At 69.9% G+C, this 19,614-nt stretch carries 18 protein-coding genes; 5 read left to right on the top strand and 13 right to left on the bottom strand.

Features of this window, described 5'->3' with window-relative positions; genetic code table 11:
* Window positions 1–26 precede the first annotated feature (26 nt).
* Window positions 27–1,505, bottom strand: coding sequence for an AMP nucleosidase (locus RALTA_RS16105; RefSeq protein WP_012354929.1), 1,479 nt, complete (start codon window positions 1,503–1,505; stop codon window positions 27–29).
* 195 nt (window positions 1,506–1,700) lie between these two features.
* Here RALTA_RS16105 and RALTA_RS16100 point away from each other — a divergent pair, with 195 nt between their 5' ends.
* Window positions 1,701–2,090 (top strand): GNAT family N-acetyltransferase, encoded by a 390-nt coding sequence (locus RALTA_RS16100; RefSeq protein WP_012354928.1) that lies wholly within the window; start codon window positions 1,701–1,703, stop codon window positions 2,088–2,090.
* Window positions 2,091–2,180: 90 nt separating this feature from the next.
* Here RALTA_RS16100 and RALTA_RS16095 read toward each other — a convergent pair whose 3' ends face one another.
* From RALTA_RS16095 to RALTA_RS16080, 4 genes are all read right to left on the bottom strand, one after another.
* Window positions 2,181–3,230 (bottom strand): MBL fold metallo-hydrolase, encoded by a 1,050-nt coding sequence (locus RALTA_RS16095; RefSeq protein WP_012354927.1) that lies wholly within the window; start codon window positions 3,228–3,230, stop codon window positions 2,181–2,183.
* 186 nt (window positions 3,231–3,416) lie between these two features.
* Window positions 3,417–4,382: a Bug family tripartite tricarboxylate transporter substrate binding protein gene (locus tag RALTA_RS16090; RefSeq protein ID WP_012354926.1), complete on the bottom strand. Its 966-nt coding sequence runs from the start codon at window positions 4,380–4,382 to the stop codon at window positions 3,417–3,419.
* 41 nt (window positions 4,383–4,423) lie between these two features.
* Window positions 4,424–4,777: an AtuA-related protein gene (locus RALTA_RS16085; protein WP_012354925.1), complete on the bottom strand. Its 354-nt coding sequence runs from the start codon at window positions 4,775–4,777 to the stop codon at window positions 4,424–4,426.
* 10 nt (window positions 4,778–4,787) lie between these two features.
* Complete coding sequence (locus RALTA_RS16080) at window positions 4,788–6,149, bottom strand: acyclic terpene utilization AtuA family protein (RefSeq protein WP_012354924.1); 1,362 nt, start codon at window positions 6,147–6,149, stop codon at window positions 4,788–4,790.
* A gap of 126 nt (window positions 6,150–6,275) precedes the next feature.
* Here RALTA_RS16080 and RALTA_RS16075 point away from each other — a divergent pair, with 126 nt between their 5' ends.
* A complete protein-coding gene (locus RALTA_RS16075; RefSeq protein WP_012354923.1) occupies window positions 6,276–7,181 on the top strand; it encodes a LysR family transcriptional regulator in 906 nt (301 codons plus the stop codon).
* A gap of 64 nt (window positions 7,182–7,245) precedes the next feature.
* Here RALTA_RS16075 and RALTA_RS16070 read toward each other — a convergent pair whose 3' ends face one another.
* The 8 genes from RALTA_RS16070 to RALTA_RS16035 all read right to left on the bottom strand — a co-directional run bounded on the left by RALTA_RS16070 (window position 7,246) and on the right by RALTA_RS16035 (window position 15,655).
* Window positions 7,246–8,037, bottom strand: a complete 792-nt coding sequence (locus tag RALTA_RS16070; protein WP_012354922.1) for an SDR family oxidoreductase — start codon at window positions 8,035–8,037, stop codon at window positions 7,246–7,248.
* Between the two features lie 47 nt (window positions 8,038–8,084).
* Window positions 8,085–9,221: an ABC transporter substrate-binding protein gene (locus RALTA_RS16065; RefSeq protein WP_012354921.1), complete on the bottom strand. Its 1,137-nt coding sequence runs from the start codon at window positions 9,219–9,221 to the stop codon at window positions 8,085–8,087.
* Between the two features lie 271 nt (window positions 9,222–9,492).
* On the bottom strand, window positions 9,493–10,005 hold the full coding sequence (locus tag RALTA_RS16060; RefSeq protein ID WP_012354920.1) for a hypothetical protein: 513 nt from the start codon (window positions 10,003–10,005) through the stop codon (window positions 9,493–9,495).
* Window positions 10,006–10,222: 217 nt separating this feature from the next.
* Entirely contained in the window at window positions 10,223–11,653 is a 1,431-nt protein-coding gene (locus tag RALTA_RS16055) for an acetate kinase (RefSeq protein WP_012354919.1), read from the bottom strand.
* Window positions 11,654–11,728: 75 nt separating this feature from the next.
* Window positions 11,729–12,697: a flagellin gene (locus tag RALTA_RS16050; RefSeq protein WP_012354918.1), complete on the bottom strand. Its 969-nt coding sequence runs from the start codon at window positions 12,695–12,697 to the stop codon at window positions 11,729–11,731.
* A 10-nt stretch (window positions 12,698–12,707) separates the two neighbouring features.
* Window positions 12,708–13,406, bottom strand: a complete 699-nt coding sequence (locus tag RALTA_RS16045; protein ID WP_041232406.1) for a C39 family peptidase — start codon at window positions 13,404–13,406, stop codon at window positions 12,708–12,710.
* Window positions 13,406–13,837, bottom strand: a complete 432-nt coding sequence (locus tag RALTA_RS16040) for a hypothetical protein (protein WP_012354916.1) — start codon at window positions 13,835–13,837, stop codon at window positions 13,406–13,408. The genes RALTA_RS16045 and RALTA_RS16040 overlap by 1 nt, the downstream gene beginning before the upstream one ends.
* A 180-nt stretch (window positions 13,838–14,017) precedes the next feature.
* Window positions 14,018–15,655 (bottom strand): hypothetical protein, encoded by a 1,638-nt coding sequence (locus tag RALTA_RS16035; protein ID WP_012354915.1) that lies wholly within the window; start codon window positions 15,653–15,655, stop codon window positions 14,018–14,020.
* Window positions 15,656–16,338: 683 nt separating this feature from the next.
* Here RALTA_RS16035 and RALTA_RS16030 point away from each other — a divergent pair.
* The 3 genes from RALTA_RS16030 (at window position 16,339) to RALTA_RS16020 (ending at window position 19,570) form a co-directional block, all read left to right on the top strand.
* The gene (locus RALTA_RS16030) at window positions 16,339–17,124 is read left to right on the top strand and encodes a GntR family transcriptional regulator (protein ID WP_012354914.1); all 786 of its coding nucleotides are present in this window, start codon (window positions 16,339–16,341) and stop codon (window positions 17,122–17,124) included.
* A 113-nt stretch (window positions 17,125–17,237) separates the two neighbouring features.
* Entirely contained in the window at window positions 17,238–18,287 is a 1,050-nt protein-coding gene (locus RALTA_RS16025) for a tripartite tricarboxylate transporter substrate binding protein (protein ID WP_012354913.1), read from the top strand.
* Window positions 18,284–19,570 carry a 3-isopropylmalate dehydratase large subunit gene (locus tag RALTA_RS16020; protein ID WP_012354912.1) on the top strand — a complete coding sequence of 429 codons (1,287 nt, stop codon included), beginning with the start codon at window positions 18,284–18,286 and terminating at the stop codon, window positions 19,568–19,570. Before RALTA_RS16025 ends, RALTA_RS16020 begins: the two co-directional genes overlap by 4 nt.
* Window positions 19,571–19,614: the final 44 nt, after the last annotated feature.

Genomic DNA, 19,614 nt, shown 5'->3' with positions numbered 1-19,614 from the left:
ATTCCACGAGAACGCGCAGCGGACCGTTACCTGAACGCCGGCTCGTCAAAGCTGCGCAGCTTGCGCGAATGCAACTGCTCCACGCCGTTCTCGCGCAGGATGCGGATCGCCTCCAGGCCGATGGTCATGTGCTGGCTGACGCGCTGGCGATAGAACGCGTTGGCCATGCCGCGCAACTTGAGTTCGCCATGCAGCGGCTTGTCCGAAACGCACAGCAGGGTGCCATACGGGACGCGCAGCCGGAAGCCGTTGGCAGCCACCGCCGCGCTTTCCATGTCGATGGCGATCGCGCGGGACTGGTTGAAGCGCGCGTACAGCGCCTTGGACTTCAGTTCCCAGTTGCGGTCGTCGGTCGACACCACCGTGCCGGTGCGCATGCGCGTCTTCATCTCGTTGCCGGACAAACCCGTCACGCGCGCCACGGCTTCCTGCAGCGCCACCTGGATCTCGGCGATCGGCGGCACCGGCACCCATGGCGGCAGGTCGTGGTCGAGCACGTGGTCGTCGCGCACGTAGGCGTGCGCCAGCACGTAGTCGCCGAGCTGCTGCGAGCGGCGCAAGCCGCCGCAGTGGCCCACCATCAGCCAGCAATGCGGGCGCAACACGGCGAGGTGGTCGGTCATGGTCTTGGCGTTGGACGGCCCCACGCCGATATTGACCAGCGTCACGCCCAGCTTGTCGCCGCGCACCAGGTGGTAGGCCGGCATCTGCGGCAGCACGCGCGGCCGCGTGGCATCGTCGGGTTCCGCCGCGCCCAGGTCCTGCACCACGTCGCCCGGCTCGACAAAGCGCGTGTAGCCGCCGCCGTCGCCATCGCCCATCAGCGCGCGCCCCAGCGCGACGAATTCGTCGACATAGCGCTGGTAGTTGGTGAACAGCACGAAGCGCTGGAAGTGCTGCGGCGCCGTGCCGGTGTAGTGGTAGAGGCGCTGCAGCGCCAGGTCGACGCGCTCCGCGGGAAACAGCGACAGCGGCCAGGCTTCGCCCGGCACCGGCTCATAGGTGCCGTTGGCAATGCCGTCGTCGATGCGGTTCAGTTCCGGCAGCACGAACGAGGCTTCCAGCTCGCGCGCCTGGGTGTAGCTAATGTCGGTGGTGGAAGCCTCGATCACGAACGGCAGCGGGATCGGGCGCCGGCTCAGCCCCACCACCACCGGCACGCGGTGATAGCGCATCAGCCGCTCGATCTGGTCGCGATAGTAGTCGGCCAGCAGGTCGGGCCGCGTCACCGTGGTGCCGTATACGCCAGGGTATGCCACCGTGCCCCATGACGGCCGGCTGTCGGTGACCATGGTCTCGATGTTGACCGAGATGCCCAGGTACGGATAGCACGCATGCGCGGCCGAGGGCAGCGGCTTGCCGCCGGCGAAGGCATCGAAGCGTGCGCGCACGGCGCCGACCGATGCCTCGTAGATCTCGCGGATGCGGGCGACCGCCGCATCCGCGTCGGTGAACTCGGCAAGCTGGTCGGCCGGATGCGCGGAGGAGAAGACGGGGGCGTTCATGGAAGCGATGATACCGCGCCGGCGCGTCACCGTGAGCGGTGCCCCACCCCGCCGGAAGCCAAATTGACGCGCCCGCGCACGCTCGCTACACTCCGCCAATTGCGCAGCACGGCTTGCCGTGCCGTTCTCGACTCGCGGCGCCCTGGTGGCAAGGGGCGGCGAGGGGCCGTACATGCTTTGCTGGGAGAGCCGCCAATGGAAATCCGTAACCTGTTGCCCGACGACCTCGAGGCAGCCAGACAACTACTGATCGCCAATGGCTGGGCCCACCGGGTAGGCGGCCCCGAGAAGTTCGCGCGACTGGTGGCCAACTCGCAGCGCGTGGCCGTGGCGGTCGAGAAGGGCGAGGTGGTCGGCTTTGCCCGCGCGCTGTGCGACGATGTCTGCGACGGGTTCCTGTCGATGGTGGTGGTGGCGCCCGGCCACCGCCGGCATGGCATCGGCCGCGCGCTCGTGCGCCATATCGTCGGCAGCGATCCCGATATCAGCTGGATGCTTCGCGCGGCGCGCTCGTCCGAAGCCGCCTTCTTCGGCCAGCTCGGCTTTACCCCTTCGATGGTCGCGATGGAGCGGCGCCGGCCCTGAACCCGCCCGGGCCGGCATGGCCCGGCGCAGCGCCGGCACCCCCCCTGTTGTTCCGTTGGAACCCTTCGACCGCGGCTAGCGGTTGCTGCGTTATCGGTCGCTGCGGATGGGGCCAAATTCCGCCGGCACCCACGCATAGCCCGCGGCGTCGCGGCGCACATGGCCCAAACCCGGGAATGGCATGTGCGCGCCGCCCACCCACAACCTGCCCTTGGCCGCCTGCTCCAGGATGCGCTTGCGCGTGATCACGGCCTGGTTGCTGTCCACGTCGAACTCGATGGCCACCTGCGGGCGGCGCAGCTGCAGCGCGTGGTTGTGCACGATATCGCCCCACAGCAGCAGGCTGTCGTTGCCCGAGGTGAACAGGTAGCCGCTGTGGCCAGGGGTATGCCCGTTGGCCGGCACCACGCGCACGCCGGGAATGGGCTCGCTGCCGGCGCCACCATTGAACGTGCGCAGGCGCTGCGCCGCCTGGTACGGCGCGACTGCGGCCCGCGCCATGGCGAACAGGCCCTGCGCCTCCTTCGGCGCGGCAGCGGCGTTGGCCTCGCTCAGCCAGTAGTCGAGGTCGGCCTTGTCGACATAGACCGTCGCGTTCGGGAACGCGGCCTTGCCGTCGGTCGCCAGGCCGCAGGCATGGTCGCCATGCAGGTGGGTCAGCAGCACGGTGTCGACCTGCTCGGGCGCATAGCCTGCGGCGCGCAGGTTCTCGCCGATGCGCCCCAGCGTCGGCCCGAAGCAGCCCGCCGCGCCGGTGTCGACCAGCACCAGGCGGCTGCCGGTATGGATCAGGTAGGCGTTGACCGCGGTCTGCATGCCCGGCGTCGAAGCGACGAACATCCGCGCCAGCAGGCTTTGCACTTCGCGCGCGCTGGTGTACTTGAACAGCTTGGGGTCCAGATCGATGTAGCCGTCATAGAGCGCGGTGACTTCCAGCTGGCCAACCATCATGCGGTAGTAGCCCGGCACCTGCGTCTTCTGCTGCTGCGGCGGCGTGGCGGTCTGTGCGCCAGCGACGCCGGCGGCCAGCGCGGCGCCGCCCATGGCGATGGCGACGACGGCATGCGAGACCGCGCGGCGCAAGCCCGGACGCGTGCTCCGGCTGAAGGTGGCATGGCGCACCATGGACTGCAGCTTCATATCCTGATCCTGTTCTGATTGGTGTTGTCGAGGAGCAGGCCGGCGCATGGGTGCGCGCGGCCAGCGCATATCTTAGCCGCGCCTTGCCCCGCAAGGCCGAAAGGGTCAAAGCGTACCTACTTCTGCGTAAAAAACGGGACCACGTGGCCCCGTTTCCCATGCATGGGAGCTTGCGCTGCCCGGTTTTTACTCCGGCTGGATATTCGCCGCCTTGATGATGCGGCCCCACTTGCCGGACTCCTGCGACTGGAACTTCGCCAGTTCCGCGGGCGTGCTGGTGAAGACTTCCGTGCCGGTAGACTTGTAGAAGCCGGCGGCGCTCTCGCTGCGCGCGGCCTTCACCATCATCGCGTTGAGCCTGGCCACGACCGGCTGCGGCGTGCCCGCGGGCGCGTAGGCGGCGAACCAGTAGCTCATCTCGTAGCCCTTGACGCCGGCCTCGTCGATGGTGGGCACCTCAGGCGCCAGCGGCGAGCGGGTCTTGCCCGACACGCCCAGCGCGCGCAGCTTGCCGCTCTTGACCTGAGGCAGGCCGGTGGCGGTATCGGTGATCATCATCTGGATCTGGTTGCCGAGCAGGTCGGTGATGGCCAGCGGGTTGCTCTTGTATGGCACGTGCAGCAGCTGCACCTGCGCCATCTGCTGGAACAGCTCGCCGGCAATGCGCGACGACGAGCTGCCGCTGCCGAAGCTGAGCTTGCCCGGCTGTTGCCGCGCCAGCGCGATGAATTCGCCCACGGTCTTGGCCGGGACCTGCGGATTGACCACCATGATCTGGCCGCCGCGTCCCAGCGCCGTGATGGGTGTGTAGTCCTTGACCGGGTCGTAGGGCAGCTTCTTGAACAGGTGCTCGTTGGCCGCATGCGTGGTGTTGGTGCTGATCAGCACGGTATACCCGTCCGGCGCGGCCTTGGCCACGTCCGACGCTGCGATAAAGCCGTTGGCGCCGGGCTTGTTGTCGACCACCACGGTGACCTTGCTGTCCACCGTGATGGCCTGGCCGATGGCGCGCGCGAGCTGGTCGGTGGCGCTGCCCGCGGCAAACGGCACCACGAAGCGGATCGGCTTGTCGGGAAATTCGGCCCAGGCCTGGCCGGCGGGCAGGATCAGCGCGAGCGCGGCAACGGCCAGTGGCTTGAAGAACGGATGCATGGAGGTCTCCTGTTGAAGTCGTTATCGGGCAAGGCAAGGGTTCAGGGGCGGTCCGGCGTAGCCTGAGCCAGCCGCGGCGGCACCGGGATCTCGAGCTGCAGCAGGCGGAACGACAGTGCCTTGCCGTGGGTGTCGAGATTCAGCGCGTCATTGACGCCGCCATCGAGCACGCCGTCGAGGACAAAGTTCATCGCGTGCAGCGACGGCACCAGGTAGCGCGTGACCGCCGTGGGCCGGCGCTCGCGAAACAGATCGCGCACCGCGTCTTCGGTCACGTGCGCGACCAGGTGGTCGAAATCGCGCGGGTCATAGGCGATCACGCTGATGTTGGAACGGTCGCCCTTGTCGCCGGTGCGGCCATGGGCGAACTGGTAGAGCGCGGCGGTGGCGGTCATGGCGGGCTCCTCAGTCGATGAAGGTAAAGGTGGACGTGACCGCCGCGCGCGACACCAGGCACGACACCGCGTTCAGCCGTGCGCGCTGCGCCGTGCGCACGCCGCCGCCGCCGGCCGGGCCGCAGGTATAGAGCGCGTTGACTTCGCGCTGCAGTGCCTGCGCCACGGCCACGTCGTCATGCGCCAGCGCGGCGCGCAGGCGCACGTCCTGCGCCTGCGCCTCGTGCGGCTGGGGCTGCGCGAGCATGGCGCCGGCATCGTCGGCCAGCACGCTGAGCACGCCGATCAGGTCGAAGCGGACCGGCGCGTCGTGGCCCAGCATGCGCATGCGCCGGCGCAGGATGTCGGCGGCCAGGCGCGCGCGCGCCGCGGCATTGGGGCCGGCGTAAGAGATCTCGCCCTCGGCGAGCCAGCCGCCGTGGCTGAACACATTGGCCTTGAGCTGCGCCGGGCGGGGGTGGCCGCGCACATTGCGCACGGCCACGCGGTCCGGGCCCAGCTGCGCCACGGTGACGGCGCCGATGTCGGCCACCACGTCCGGCGTCAGGTAGGCGCACGGGTCGTGCACCTCGTACAGCAGCTGCTCCTTGACCGTGCGCAGGTCCACGCAGCCGCCGGTGTCGGCGGCCTTGAAGATCTCGATGCCGCCGCCGGCATCGAGCTGCGCGATCGGAAAGCCCAGCGCATGCACATCCGGCACCTCCTTGCGGCCCGGGTCGGCAAAGTAGCCGCCGGTGACCTGCGCCCCGCATTCCAGCAGGTGCCCGGCCATGGTGGCGGCGGCCAGCCGGTCCCAGTCGTCCCAGGCCCAGCCGAAGTGCGCCATCGCCGGCCCCACCGCCAGCGCCGGGTCCGCCACGCGCCCGCACACCACCACCTCGGCGCCGGCGGCGAGGGCGTCGGCAATGCCTTGCGCGCCGATATAGGCGTTGGCGCAGACGAAGCGTTCGGCGTCGAAGGCCTCGCCCAGGATGCCGTGCAGGCGTGCGCGCCCGGCCGCGTCGGACAGGTCGTCGCCCTCCACCACCGCTACCCGCGGCGCGGCCAGGCCGAGTTCCTGCGCCAGCTGCCGCACGCGCTGCGCCGCCGCGCGGGGGTTGGCGGCGCCGAAATTGCCGACGATGGGAATGCGGTGCTGCAGGCACAGGCCAAGCACCGGCGCCAGCAGCGCATCCAGCAGCGGCTCGTAGCCCTGCGCGGGGTCGTTGCGCCGCGCCAGCTGCGCCAGCGCCAGCGTGCGCTCGGCCAGGGTCTCGAAGATCAGCGCGGCGGGCTGCGCCGCGGCAATCAGCGTGCGCACCACCGGCAGTGCGGCGTCGGTACGGTCGCCGGAGAAGCCGGCACCGGAGCCGATCAGCAAGGGAGCAGTCATGGTCGGAGGCAGGGTTGCAAGGCAGGGGAAGGGCTGGTCGATCCCATTCTAGGGTCGGCAGGCCCAACCAAAAAACGGATTATTTGGATTAATCTATCGACTTCCTGGATATATCCCGCTGGCGCCATGAACCTGTCGGTCAAGCACCTGCGCGCCTTCGTGGCGCTGGCCACCTACCGTAATTTCACGCGCGCGGCGCGCGCCTGCCACTTGTCGCAGTCGGCCTTCAGCGCGCTGGTGCAAACGCTGGAAGAGCAGGCGGGCAGCCGGCTGTTCGAACGCACCACGCGGCATGTGGAGCTGAGCACGGACGGCGTGCGCTTCGAGCAGACCGCGCGCCGGCTGCTGGCCGACTTCGAGACCGCGTTCGAAGACCTGCGCGCGCACGCCGAGCGGCGCAAGGGCCGGGTCTCGATCGCGGCGCTGCCTTCGCTCGCCGGGGGCGACCTGCCGCCGCTGCTGGCGCAGTTTCGCGCGCGCTATCCGGGCATCGAGCTGGAATTGTTCGACCAGCTGGCCGATGGCTGCATCGCGCTGGTCCGGCAGGGCCGCGCCGACTTTGCGCTGGCGCCCGCGCCGGCCCAGGACGACGACCTGCGCGTCGAGCCGCTGGTGCGCGACACTTTCCACCTGGTGTGCCCGGCGGACCATGCGCTGGCGCGCAAGCGGCGCATCACGCCCGAGATGCTGGCGGGGTTGCCGTTCATCCAGCTGTCGCGCACCACCAGCGTGCGCCAGCATCTGGACGCCGCGCTGCATCCGCTGCGGCTGGCGAGCGTGATGGAGGTGGAGCACCTGGCGACGGTGGCGGCGCTGGTACAGGCGGGGCTGGGCATCAGCGCGGTGCCGTCACTGGCGCTGTTCCAGTTCCGCCGCGAAGGGCTGGCGATCCGGCCGCTGCAGCTGCCGTCCTTGGTGCGCGATATTTGCCTGGTGCGGCTCAGGGACCGCGGCGATTCGGCCGCCGCCGCCGCGATGATCGAGGCCTTGCAGGCGTTCTACCGCGGCGGCAAGGCGCCCGCGCGGCGCTGAACCAAGGGGCGGAGCGGGTACGCAGAATTGGGTACGCTTTGGACAGAAAGCAGCGTGCGGCGCGTCAGAAGTGGCCGAGATAGCCGCCGTCGACCGCCAGCACCTGGCCGGTGACATAGGACGCGGCCGGCGAGGCCAGGAACACCACCGCGCCCGCCACCTCCTGCGGCTGGCCCCAGCGGCCGAGCGAGGTGCGCTGGCGCAGCCACTCGGCCACACTTTCGTCTTCGACCATGGGCTGGTTCGGCTCGGTGGCGAAGTAGCCGGGGGCGATCGCATTGACGGTGACGCCATGGCGGCCGAGGTCGGCGGCCATTGCACGGGTGAGCGCGTCCAGGCCGCCCTTGGTGGCGGGATAGAGCACGTCGCCGGCGCGCGCCACCTGGCCCGCGATCGAGCTGACATTGACGATGCGCCCGTAGCCGCCCTGGCGCATGCGCTGCGCGGCCAGCCGGCACAGCGCGTAGGGCGCCACCAGGTTGGTCTCGAGCATGGCGCGCAGGTCGCCGGCATCGAGCTGCGCCATGTTGCTGCGGTTGCGCGCGCCGGCATTGTTCACCAGGATGTCGAGCCGGCCATGCTCGGCATCGATGCGGTCGAAGGCCGCCGCCACGGCGGCCTCGTCGGTGATGTCGAGCACCAGCGCCCCGGCGCTGCCGCCGCGCGCGGCCAGCGTGGCCACGGCCTCGTGCACGCGTTGCGCATTGCGGGCCACCACCAGCACATGGGCACCGGCATCGGCCAGACCGGCGGCAATCGCCAGGCCCAGGCCCTGCGCGCCGCCGGTCACCAGCGCCACGCGGCCATGCAGCGCGAACGGGTTACGGGAATCGGGGGAGGGGGTAGGAGTAGCCATGCGGGCGACTATACCGCAGCAGCGTGCTCCCGCACCGTGGCCGCGCGCTAGCGGATCAGCTTGCCGGTGGACGACACGATCGACATTTCCACGAACGACGAGCCGGTGTGGCGCGCCGCGCTGTAGCTGATCAGGATGCCGCCCAGGTCGTAGTCGCGCATGCCCTCCAGCGCCGCGACCAGCCGCTCGCGGGTCAGGTCGGGCCCGGCGCGGCGCAGGCCTTCGACCAGCACCTTGGCCGACATGAAGCCCTCCATGCCGGCGTTGGAGGTCTCAACGCCCTGCTGCTTCGCCAGGCTGCGGTATTCGCTGGCCAGCGTCATCTGGCTGGAGTTGGTGCCCGGCACCACCTGCGTGATGATCAGGCCGCGCGCGTCGTCGCCGAGTTCGCGGATAAAGGCATCGGCGGCGTTGTTGGACAGCGTGACGAACTGCGCCTCGCTGCCGGCACGGCGCAGCTCGCGAATGATGCGCGCCGCCTCCGAGCCCGAGCCGATTACCAGCACCGCCTGCGGGTTGGCCTTGTGCATGGCCGCCACGCCCTGGCTGATGTCGCCCATGGGCCGGGCGAAGTTGACCGTCGCCGCGGGCTGCACGCCGCGCGCCTGCAGCGCGGTGCTGTAGCCTTCCAGCACGTCCTGGCCGAAGCCGTCGTTGGCGTAGAAGATGCCGATGCGGCTCATGCCCGACGTCGCCAGGTGGTTGATCGCGCGCGCCACTTCGTCCTGGTACTTGGCGCGCACGTTGAACACGTAGCGGTTCACCGGCCGGTGCAGCGTGATGGCGCCGGTCAGCGGCGCGATCAGCGGCACCTTCTGCGCGGCAATGATGGGCAGGATGCTTTCGTTCTGCGGCGTGCCGCGCACCATGAAGAGCGCGAACACCTTGTCTTCGTCTAGCAGCTTGCGCACGTTGTCGGGCGTGCGTTTCGCATCGAAGCCGTCATCGTAGGTGACCAGCTCGATGCGCCGGCCCGCGACACCGCCGCTGGCGTTGACCGTGCGCAGGTACACCTGCGCGCCGGCGATCTGCTCCTTGACCGAGCCCGCCACCGGCCCGGTGACACCGGCCGACTGGCCGATGCGAATGGTGTTGCGGGTCACGCCCGGTTCCGCCCGGGCCGTGTGCGCGGCCCACCCCAGCGTGGCGGCCAGCAGGCCGCACGCGATCCATTTCGCCTTCATTGTCTCGACCCCTCCGCCTGGACGGCTTGCTTTCATTGTTCTGTGGCGGCGCGGCGGGCAGGCGCCCGCGCGCCGTCACGCAAGGTACCGCATGCGTCCGACGTGGGCAAACCGGGAAAACAGGGAGTGTTGCAGCGGCATCACACCGGAACCGGGGGCGGTTCCGGTGCGGGCCGGGGTGCGCGGCAAGTTGCGCGCCGGAGCGCGCCGCGCGGGCGCGCGCAGAGAGACATGCGGCGCCACGTGGCGCCAGGGGGCGGCAGGCGCCTGATCAGGGGAACGCCGGAATGGCCGGATCGACGCCGGCGAAGCTGGCTTCCGGATGCGCGTTGCGCAGCAGGGTTTCGACTTCCTCGACGCGGCTGCGCGGTACGTCGACCATCAGCAGGATCTTGCCCGCCTCGATGTCCTTCTCGAACGCGCGCAGCCGGCTGTTGGGCGCCGAACTGCCGATCATGCTTGCGGCCCAGGCCCCGAACACCGCGCCCAGCACCGCCAGCACGCCGACCAGCCCCCACTGCGGGCTGTCGCTGACGATGGGGAACATCGCCACCACCACGCCGGCCACCACGCCCACGCCGCCGCCCACCATCAGGCCCATTTCGGCCGCATGGACGATGTCGGAAGTCTGGAACAGGTTGGCTTCATGCAGGCCGGTCATGTCGGCACCGTCGCGCGCCACGAAGTGGATGTGGCGGTTCTCGACGCGGGCCAGCAGCAGGTCGTCCATGGTGCGTCGGGCACTCGCCAGGTCGGGCAACAACCAGAAGATGCGTTTGCGCATGTCTCTCTCCTTGTTCAGGCCGCACCACCGATGAGGTTGAAGCTGGTCGGAAAAAGTACCGCTGGCGGCGCGGGGTTATTTCTTTGTACGCCGTTCACGGGGCCAGCGCAAGGCGCGTTTCGGCGCTGTCGCACGGTGCCGGCGGATGTGATGCGCACGCGTGTCCCGCCCGGGCGGGGCACGCGTCACGTCTGGCGCGGCACACTGCGCCGGCGCGTCAGAAAGTGATCGGCAGGCGCACGTTGACCTGCAGGTCGGGCGTGTCGCGCGTCAGCCCCGCGCCGACCGAAAGGTTCAGCGTATAGCGGTTGTTGAAGCGGTACGAATACCCCACCAGCAAGGTGCCCTGCGTGATGCGCACCGAGCCCGGCACGGTCTGGCCGTTCTGCTTGGTCGGCCAGATGATGGCCTGGTCGTAGCCGATACTGAACGACGCCTTCTCGTTGAGCGACAGCCCCATGCCGAAGCTGAACTCGAAGATGTCCCCCGGCGCGATCTTGCCGAGGTTCTCCTTCTCGCCGTTCAGCACGGTGCGGCTCACGTTGTCGCGGGAGAAGTTGTGCAGGTAGCTGAAGGTGCCGAAGAACACCGCCGGATCGGTCGGCAGCAGCCACGTAATGCCGGGCTGGATCGCATGGAAGCCGGTACCGGTGGGCAGCCCCAGCGGCAGGCCAGTGCCGGTGGTATTGCCCACGCAGCGCGTCACGCAATCGGTCACCACTTCGAACGGGTCCTTGCCGGTGTTGGACTTGTAGCGCAGCCAGCCGACGAAATACGGTATCCGCTCATTGCCGTAGTTGAGCTGGTAGCGCACCGTGGCCTCGACATCGCCCAGTCCCTTGCCGCTGGCATTGAACACGTTGTCGACCGCGGTCCCGGTGAACACCTCGCGGCTGATGGTCGAGCCCGAGGTCTGCACGTACGGCACCTTGGCCTCGATCTCGAGCCGCTTGGTGACGCCGTAGCGCAGCGCGATCGATTCGATATAGGTCGAGGTCTTGACCTCGCGCACATCGATCAGCCCGATCAGGATGGCCGGAATGATCGAGTAGCCGACCAGCGCGACGCGGTTGTTCGACGAGTAGCCGTACTGGAAGCCCGGCTCGACCACAAGCTTGCCCTCGGCGGTGAGCACCCCGGGCTGGTCGATCAGCGGTGCCACCTCGGGCGGGCGCCGGTCAGTCTCGGGCGGGCGCCCCACCGGCTCTTCCACGGCCACCGTCTGCGGGCTGGCGGACTCGCCCTGCTGCGCCCCGGGCTGCGGCCCCTGGGCCATGACCTGCTGCGGGTTGCTGGCCAGGCCCGGCGCGCTTTGCGTGGCACTGGCCGCCGCTGCCGCGGTGGCGGCGTTGGTGGCGTTGTCGGCCGGCATCACGCCGGGCCCGGAGCGTTGCCCGCCGCGCTTGGTGGCCAGCACCTCGGTGCCGATCGCACTGCGCAGTTCGCGGATCACTGCCTCCTGCTCGGCCAGCGCCCGCTTCATGGCATCGAGCTGGCTGGCCTGCTCGGCGAGTTCCCTCTGCAGGGATTCCAGTCCTGCCGCGGGTGGCCCCGCCTCCGGCGGCGTCTGGGCCTGCGCCAGTCCGCCGAGCAACAGCAACGTCGAGCACCCCGCATTGCGGATGCCCTGCATCGACCGCTTCTTCATCACGTCTTCCTCCCCCGGACGGCAGGCTGTTCTGCAGGAGCCTGCGACCTGTACTGCCTGCTACCTCGCTAACGGCTATCTCATGCTTGCGGCCCGCAGCAGCGCGTTGTTCAGCGCCGTGTGGGCCAGTTGCGACCGGAAGGCCTGCAGCGTATTGACGCTTGCGTCGATTGTCATCAGGCTCCGGATGCTCTGGTTGTTCAGCGTGTTCTGGATCACGGTCACTGGCGTTCCCGCCAGCGCCCCCACCGATGCGGCATTGCCCGGGCCGTTCTGGATCACGTTCAGCAGCCCGTTGGTGACGACCTGGCCGGTGGCGGTGCTCACGGCTGTCGCCGGCAGGCCAGCGCTTGCGGCACCCGCACTCGCACTCGCACTCGCACTCGCACCCGCACTCGCACCCGCACTCGCACCCGCACCCGCACTCGCACTCGCGGCACCGGCACTGGCAGAAGCCGAAGCACCACCATTGGCCGCAGCCGTCGCCGCACCGCCCGCCTGCGCACCACCCGCAGCCGCTGCCGCCGCGCCATTGGCATTCATCGCCGCGGCTGCGTCGGCCGTGACTGGATTGCCTGCCAGCGCGTTGGCCACCGCGGCATTGGTGCTGGCCACAATGGCTGGCCCCAGCGTCGCGGCAAGCCGCGCGGCCTGGTCCGCAGTGATGCGGCTGACGTCTGGGATGTTAATGCTGGTCGCGACCACCAGATCGCCGTTGATGTACACCGCGCGTTCGATACCGAACGAAACTTGCAGCCCCGGCATCTCGAAGCCGCCGCGCATGTCGTCGAGCTTTTCCTGTGCCACCGGTTTCCAGCCGGCCATGCTGCCGCGCGCGGCAGCCACAGGGTGGGAGTCGCCGCGCTCGCGCGCGGCCATGGCAGCCTGCGCCGGGGGCGTCGCGGCATCGGCCGCCCCAGGCTGCGGCGGCATGCCGGCCTGTGCCGTGCCGGCGTACGCCAGGCCGGCGCCCAGCACCATCGCCGCGGCCGCCGAGGCAGCGCTGCGTGGCACCGCCGGGGGCGGCAAGGAAGTCTGCAACATGATGCGTTCCTCAAAAATCTCCGGCGCCATGGCGGGGCATGACCGTGAAGAACAGGTTGTCCCGGTTGACGCCCATCCAGTAAGGACCGCTGGGCGCGACGCGCCAGTCCGCGGCGACATTGAAGCGCGCGCGCTCGGTGCGGTTGTGGATCACGAACAGCAGCTGGCTGTCCCAGATGCGCTCGAACTGTTCGCGCGACATGGCGCGCGTGCCGCGCGCCGGATCGCCGACCAGCACGCGGTTGCCCTTCACGCCCTTGACCACCACGAAATGGTGGTAGCCGTTCTCGACGATCAGCACGATCGCCGGCACCTGCGTTTCCTCCAGCTTGGACAGCGGCAGTTCGAAGCCATCCGCCTCATAGCCCAGCGCGGCCAGGAAGCGCTTCATGTCCAGCAGCGAGAACCCCTCGGCGCGGATCTTCTGCTGGTCGCCGTTGAGGTACATGTTCTGGAACACGGTGGCCTCGTTGATCGGATGGCCGTACTGGTACGTCAGCAACGTGGCCACCGCGGCCGAGCCGCAGCTGAAGTCGTACTGCTGGCGGATGGTGGACTTGAAGCGCGCCTCGCGGATGCTGGTGACGCGGACGCTGTAGGGCTCGCCCACCGGGCCGTACAGCGCGACGTCGGCGGCCTGCGCTTGGGGCACGTGCGCCGTGGCCAGCAGCCACGGCACGCACGCCAGCAGGATTCCCAGCGGCTTCATCATTTGAACTGGACGTTGACGATGGTGGCGTTCTGGATCAGCACGTTCGATCCCGAGTTCTGGATCGCGGTGGGAATCCCCGCCGCATTCGAGAACGCGCCTTCCGTGATGTGGTTGGTGCCGGACAAGGTATTGACCGCGGCGTTGTCGGCCACCGTGCCGTGCAGTCGCATGTCGTTGACGGTGACTTCCGCACCGCCGCGGACATCATCCAGCCGCGACACGGGCACGGCCTTGGCGGCGCCGGCAAACAGCGCGGCCCGTGCCGGTGCCGGCACGGTGTCGGGCGCCGCGCGGTTGGGCGCGGCAGTGTCCGCGCGCGCCGCCGCCATGGCGGCCTCAAGCCCTGGCGGCTCCGCGTGGGCCTGCAATGCTGGCCAGGCGAGTAATGCCGCGGCACAGGCGCCGACGGCGAAGCGGACCGGTTGCATGGTGTTCCCCCCTGCCGGTGCGCCGACTCTCTCCAGTCGGCTGCATGGCAACATGGCTTGCGTAGGCATGACAGGGCCCGGGCGCCCGCACACAGGATGCGGGCGCCGGTCCTGCCGGCATGACTGCGAAACCGCCGGCCGGCCCGGGGGCAAACCCGGGATCCGGCCGCGTTGCGCGTCTTACCTGCCGCCCACGTTGAGGTTGGCCTGCACGTTCACGCTTTGCTGCACCAGCGAGGCCACGCCGCTGTTCTGGCTGGCCATCATGATGCCCGCCGCCGTCTGACCAACGCTGGTCATGGTGTTGGACATGTTGAAGGTGCCGGCGTCGACCAGGTTGTAGCCGCCAGCACCACCGGTTCCGCCAAGCCCGCCGTTGCCGACGCCGCCGGTGCCACCGGTACCGCCAGTCGCTGAACCGCCGCTACCGCCGCTGCCGCCGCTGCCGCCGTTACCGCCGTTGCCGCCGTTACCGCCGTTACCCGCGGAATTGCTGCCGTTCGAGGCCACGCTGGTGGCTGCCCCGGAGGTAGCCGCCGCGCCGGCACCGCCGGCACCGCCAGTGCTGCTCTGCGCGCCGCCGGCACCGCCGGTCGCCGTGCCGTTGCCGGCCGTCGCGGTCGAGCCCGCGCCGCTGGAGCCGCCCGCGCCGCCAGTGCCGCTGCCGGCGCCGCCGGTCGCGACCGCGCCCGAGCTGCCCGCGCCGCCCGCACCGCCGGTGGCACCCGCGCCGCCGCCCGTGCCGGTGCCCGAACCCGCCGTGTTGGTGCCGGCCGCGCCGGAACCGCCACCAGCGCCGCCAGCACCGCCGGCATCCGCGCCGCGGCCGTTGGCATCGCCGCCGCTGCCGCCCGCGCCGCCGGCCGAACCGGCCAGGCCACCCAGGGCACCGCTGGCACCCAGGCCGCCGCCACCGATCGCGCCGGCGCTGCCGCCGCGGCCGCCCGCGCCAAGCGAGGCGCTCAGAGCGCCGCCGCCCTTGCCGTAGGCATCACCACCGCTGCCGCCCTGGCTGCCCGCGGCGCTGAGCGCGCTGCCGCCCTTGCCATAGGCGCTGCCGCCATCGCCGCCCCAGCCGATCGCTGCGCCGCCATTGCCACCGTCACCGCCCACTGCCCTGCCCGTGGTGGCATCGCCGGCGCGCGCACCGCCGTTGTAGGCGAACGCCTTGGCGCCGACTGCGCCGGCAGCGCCAGTCGCACCGGCAGCGCCGACAGCCCCGGCACCGCCGGTGCCGCCAGCGCCGTTACCGCCGGTGCCGCCGGTCCCGCCCTTGCCGCCGAAGCCGGTGCCGCCGTTGGCGTTACCGAAGTTCTTGGCCACGTTGCCGATGTTGGCGACCGTATTGCCGGTGACCTGCCCACTGAGCTTGCTGACCGCGATCGCCTTGCTGGTGTTGAAGGAATTGGCGATGCTCGAGGAGGCATTGCCAGCGTTGGCGGCGGCATTGCCCAGCCCGGCCTGGTCCAGCGTCAGGCGGGTGCGGTTGTCGGAGTTGGTCTTGGTCTTGTTGTTGGAGTTGGTGCGGTTGTTGGAGTCGTTGGTCGACTTGTCGACCGCGACCGTCGCGGTGCGGTTGTTGGAGTTGGTCTGCGACTTGTCGACGTCGATGTTGGTGGTGCGTGTGCTGGTACTGTGATCGGAGTTGTCCTGATTGGAGGTCGAGTTCTCGTTGGCCAGGGACCCGGCACCTCTTTGGTTGGAGTTGGCGGTGGCGGTCTGATGGTTCCAGCCATCCGTGTTGGTATTGGTCGGGTTACCCCACGCCGAACCAGCAAAGGCGAGGGCAATCGCCGACGCCAGCATTGTCTTGTTCATACGATGCTCCCAGGAGGATTTCACATTCACAGCGGCTCTGCTCCTGGCCTGCACTCGTCGATGAGCGCACGGCCGGAGGTTCCGGTCAGGCGTGCTGCCAAACCAGCCTGCCCTGCGCATAATCGGTGCCAGCTTCGTCACCCGCAGCCGCAAGTCCTTGTATTACAAGGGCCACCTGGCGTGCCGGCAGGGTTTTGGCCGGTGTTTTTCCGGATCGACATGGCCCCGCACGGATGTGCCGCAGAGGACATGTCACATTGCTGTGACAGAGGGGCCCCATGAGGTTGCTGCAGCCTCTCGGGGCCACCTTGGAAAGCCTTGATTTTCAAGGGCTTGCAGCCTGCCCTCGGGAATTGCCCTGATACTCCGGCCGCGTATCGGCGGTGAAACACGCACCCGGCGGTGCCCCCGACGCCGCCCGTGTGGGCCGTCCCACATTGCCGGCTTGACGCGCAGGCTGGCGCCATGGGCAAGCGTGGGCCGCTGCCCTGCCGGCACGGCGCCCGCGCCACGGGGCGGCTCCGGCACAATGGTCACCGCGCCTGCCGCGGCGCGGCGCGGCATGACATCCGCGCCGGCCCTTGTCGCGAAAACCCCTCAGCGGTTATCCTCGCTAGGCTCCATGTCTGATTTAAAGTACATTAGAGGCATTACAGACTTGTCATCTCTCCACAAGGGAAACCATGAGTGAAGCCGTCGTTCCCCTGTATCACCAGATTTACGTGGTGCTGCGCCAGCAGATCGTCGAAGGCCGCTTTGGCCAGGGCCCCTTGCCCGGGGAGATTGACCTCGCCAAGCAGTTCCACGCGTCGCGCGTGACCATGCGGCGCGTGTTCGACCGGCTGGTGCAGGAAGGACTGGTGCGCCGCCACCGCGGGCTCGGCACCTTCGTCAACCCGCATCCGGTACGCCCGGCCGCGGCCGCCGGCGAGGAGCGCGGCACCAGCCTGCTCGACAACATCATCGACATGGGCCAGAAGACCTCGGTCAAGGTCATCTCGATCGATGAAGTCCATGCCACGCCCGATGTCGCCGACTCGCTGGAGATCGAGCCGGGCGACCCGGTGGTGAAGATCGTGCGCGTGCGCCACTACCGCAACCGTCCGCTGTCCCACATCACGGTCTACCTGCCCGCGGCGCTGGGCCGGCCGATCACGCGCCAGGCGCTGGAAGAGACCCCGGTGCTGCGCTTGCTGGAAGCGGGCGGCATCAAGCTCGGACGGGCCAGCCAGGTGCTGTCGGCGCGGCTGGCCGACGTGGTGGTGGCGCCGCTGCTGGACGTGCCGGTCGGCGGCGCGCTGCTGGCGGTGCGCCGCGTGGTCAAGGACCAGTCCGGGCGCCCGGTGCAATTGCTGCTGGGCCAGTACCGGCCGGACCGCTACGAATACCGGATGGAACTGTCGCCGGCCGGCATCGACAGCGCCAACGTGTGGGTGGAAAGCGAGACCCGCCCGGGCCTGCGCGATTGACTCACAACTGACGCGCCACGGGAGTTGCTTGGGCTTGCGTTGGCGGGGGTGCGCCGGACCCCGTTCCGCGCCATACTGCGCATCCCTGATCACATCGAGCGAGGACCGCCGCCATGCCTGAATTCCGTCCGTCCAGCCTGACCCGTCTGCCTTCGATTCCGCGCCGTGCCACGATGCGGCGCCTTGCCACGCTCGGCACGCTGGCCGCGTGCGCGCTGGCCCTGCCGCTGTCGGCGGCCGCGCAGGCCCAAGGCCAGCCCCAGGCGCAGCTCGCCGGTGGCAAGCCCATCCGGATCCTGGTGGGCGCGCCGGCCGGCGGCACCACCGACACGCTGGCGCGCACCATCGCCCAGGAGATGTCGCAGGAGCTCGGCCAGGCCGTGGTGGTCGAGAACCGCCCCGGCGCCGGCGGCAATATCGCCGCGGACCTGGTCGCCAAGAGCGCGCCGGACGGCAGCACGCTGCTGATGAGCTTCACCAGCCATACCATCAACGCCACGCTGTACAAGAAGCTGCCGTTCGACCCGGTGCAGGACTTCACGCCGATCACGCTGGTCGCCACCGTGCCCAGCGTGCTGGTGGCCACGCCCAAGCTGGCGGCCAGCAACGTGCCGGAACTGATCCGCCTGGCGCGCTCCGAGCCGGGCAAGCTGAATTTCGCCATCGGCTCGGTCGGCTCGTCGCTGCACATGGCCGGCGACATGTTCAAGATGATGACCGGCACCTACATCGTCAACATTCCGTACAAGGGCACCTCGCCGGCGCTGACCGACGTGCTGGCGGGCCAGTGCGACCTGATGTTCGCCAGCACCATCAACGTGCTGCCGCACGTGCGCGCGGGCAAGCTCAAGGTGCTGGGCGTCACCAGTCCCGCACCGCTGCCGCAGTTCCCGGGCGCGGCGCCGATCGGCAACACCGTCAAGGGCTTCGAGTCGAGCGCGTGGTTCGGGCTGTTCGGGCCCGCCGGCATGCCGCAGGAGACTACGCAGGCGCTGTACCACGCCGCGCGCAAGGGGCTGGAGTCTCCCGCCGTGCGCAAGCGCCTGGAGAACGACGGCGCGCAGCCGGTGGGCATGCCGCCCGAAGCCTTCGCCGCGTTCGTCAAGCAGGACATCAAGCGCTGGGCGGGCGTGGTCAAGTATTCGGGAGCGTCGCCGGAATGAGCGCCATCCCCGCCACGCTCGCGCAAAAGCTGGTGGCACGCGCCGCCGGCCTGGCGTATGCCGAGCCGGGCTCCGTGGTGATCTGCCAGGTCGACCTGGCGATGTCGCATGACTCCAGCGGCCCGCGCCGCGTGGCGCCGCTGCTGCAGGAGCTTGGCACCGGGGTGTGGGACCCGTCGCGCTATGTGGTGGTGACCGACCATTTCGTGCCTGGCGGCGACGCCCAGGCAGAATCGATCCTGCGCTTCACGCGCGACTGGACGCGCGAAGCCGGTGCGCACTTCATCGACGCCGAAGGCATCTGCCACGTGGTGCTGCCCGAGCACGGCCACGTGCTGCCGGGCCGCCTGATCGTCGGCGGCGACAGCCACAGTCCCACCGGCGGCGCCTTTGGCGCCTATATGTTCGGCGTGGGCGCAACCGAGATGGCCGGCGTGCTCGCCACCGGAGAGATCTGGCTGCGGGTGCCGGACACCATCCGCCTGCAATGGGACGGGCAGCTCGCTTCCGGGGTGTGTGCCAAGGACGTGATGCTGTTCCTGTGCGCCACGCTCGGCATGGGCGGCGGACGCTACCAGGCGCTCGAATTCACCGGCAGCGCGGTTGCCGCGCTGCCGATGCAGGAGCGCATGACGCTGACCAACATGAGCACGGAACTCGGCGCGCAGACCGGGCTGGTGGCGCCGGACGCGGTCACGCTGGACTGGCTGGCGCAGGCCGGCGTGCCGGCGCAGACGCTGGCCGCCATCGACCTCGCGCACTGGCGCACCGATGCGGGCGCCCCGGTGCTGGCCACCCATCGCTTCGACGCCGCGGCGCTGGCGCCGCAGGTCGCCGCGCCGCATTCGCCCGCCAACAGCGCGCCGGTCGACCGCGCCGCCGGCGAACCCGTGCAGATTGCCTACCTGGGCGCCTGCACCGGCGCCAAGCTGGAAGACTTGCGCATGGCCGCACGGGTACTGCGCGGGCGCCGCGTGGCCGCCGGCGTGACGCTGCAGGTGGCGCCGGCCTCGCGCCGCGACCAGCTGCAGGCCGAGCGCGAAGGCACGCTCGGCATCCTGGCCGATGCCGGCGCCGTGCTGCTGCCCAATGCCTGCGGTGCCTGCGCGGGCTATGGCGCGGCGCGCTTCCCGGCAGGCAGCCGCGCCATCGCGTCGACCGCGCGCAATTTCGCGGGCCGCATGGGCGACGCCGGCAGCGCCGTGTGGCTCGGCTCGCCGATGACGGTGGCCGCCAGCGCCGTTACCGGCCGCATCACCGATCCGCGCACGCTGCTGGAGTAACGCCGCGGCCCCCTAACCCGTGCCCGCCGCCCTGGCGGGACAGC

Origin of the sequence: Cupriavidus taiwanensis LMG 19424, assembly GCF_000069785.1 — a bacterium.
GTDB classification, from domain to species: Bacteria; Pseudomonadota; Gammaproteobacteria; order Burkholderiales; family Burkholderiaceae; genus Cupriavidus; species Cupriavidus taiwanensis.
The sequence above is the reverse complement of the archived record's forward strand: the minus strand, read 5'-3'. Positions and strand labels throughout refer to the sequence as shown.

Coding starts and splice junctions, on each gene's coding strand:
- RALTA_RS16105 (WP_012354929.1), bottom strand. CDS start 1,505: ATGAACGCCCCCGTCTTCTCCTCCGCGCATCCGGCCGACCAGCTTGCC.
- RALTA_RS16100 (WP_012354928.1), top strand. CDS start 1,701: ATGGAAATCCGTAACCTGTTGCCCGACGACCTCGAGGCAGCCAGACAA.
- RALTA_RS16095 (WP_012354927.1), bottom strand. CDS start 3,230: ATGAAGCTGCAGTCCATGGTGCGCCATGCCACCTTCAGCCGGAGCACG.
- RALTA_RS16090 (WP_012354926.1), bottom strand. CDS start 4,382: ATGCATCCGTTCTTCAAGCCACTGGCCGTTGCCGCGCTCGCGCTGATC.
- RALTA_RS16085 (WP_012354925.1), bottom strand. CDS start 4,777: ATGACCGCCACCGCCGCGCTCTACCAGTTCGCCCATGGCCGCACCGGC.
- RALTA_RS16080 (WP_012354924.1), bottom strand. CDS start 6,149: ATGACTGCTCCCTTGCTGATCGGCTCCGGTGCCGGCTTCTCCGGCGAC.
- RALTA_RS16075 (WP_012354923.1), top strand. CDS start 6,276: ATGAACCTGTCGGTCAAGCACCTGCGCGCCTTCGTGGCGCTGGCCACC.
- RALTA_RS16070 (WP_012354922.1), bottom strand. CDS start 8,037: ATGGCTACTCCTACCCCCTCCCCCGATTCCCGTAACCCGTTCGCGCTG.
- RALTA_RS16065 (WP_012354921.1), bottom strand. CDS start 9,221: ATGAAGGCGAAATGGATCGCGTGCGGCCTGCTGGCCGCCACGCTGGGG.
- RALTA_RS16060 (WP_012354920.1), bottom strand. CDS start 10,005: ATGCGCAAACGCATCTTCTGGTTGTTGCCCGACCTGGCGAGTGCCCGA.
- RALTA_RS16055 (WP_012354919.1), bottom strand. CDS start 11,653: ATGAAGAAGCGGTCGATGCAGGGCATCCGCAATGCGGGGTGCTCGACG.
- RALTA_RS16050 (WP_012354918.1), bottom strand. CDS start 12,697: ATGTTGCAGACTTCCTTGCCGCCCCCGGCGGTGCCACGCAGCGCTGCC.
- RALTA_RS16045 (WP_041232406.1), bottom strand. CDS start 13,406: ATGAAGCCGCTGGGAATCCTGCTGGCGTGCGTGCCGTGGCTGCTGGCC.
- RALTA_RS16040 (WP_012354916.1), bottom strand. CDS start 13,837: ATGCAACCGGTCCGCTTCGCCGTCGGCGCCTGTGCCGCGGCATTACTC.
- RALTA_RS16035 (WP_012354915.1), bottom strand. CDS start 15,655: ATGAACAAGACAATGCTGGCGTCGGCGATTGCCCTCGCCTTTGCTGGT.
- RALTA_RS16030 (WP_012354914.1), top strand. CDS start 16,339: ATGAGTGAAGCCGTCGTTCCCCTGTATCACCAGATTTACGTGGTGCTG.
- RALTA_RS16025 (WP_012354913.1), top strand. CDS start 17,238: ATGCCTGAATTCCGTCCGTCCAGCCTGACCCGTCTGCCTTCGATTCCG.
- RALTA_RS16020 (WP_012354912.1), top strand. CDS start 18,284: ATGAGCGCCATCCCCGCCACGCTCGCGCAAAAGCTGGTGGCACGCGCC.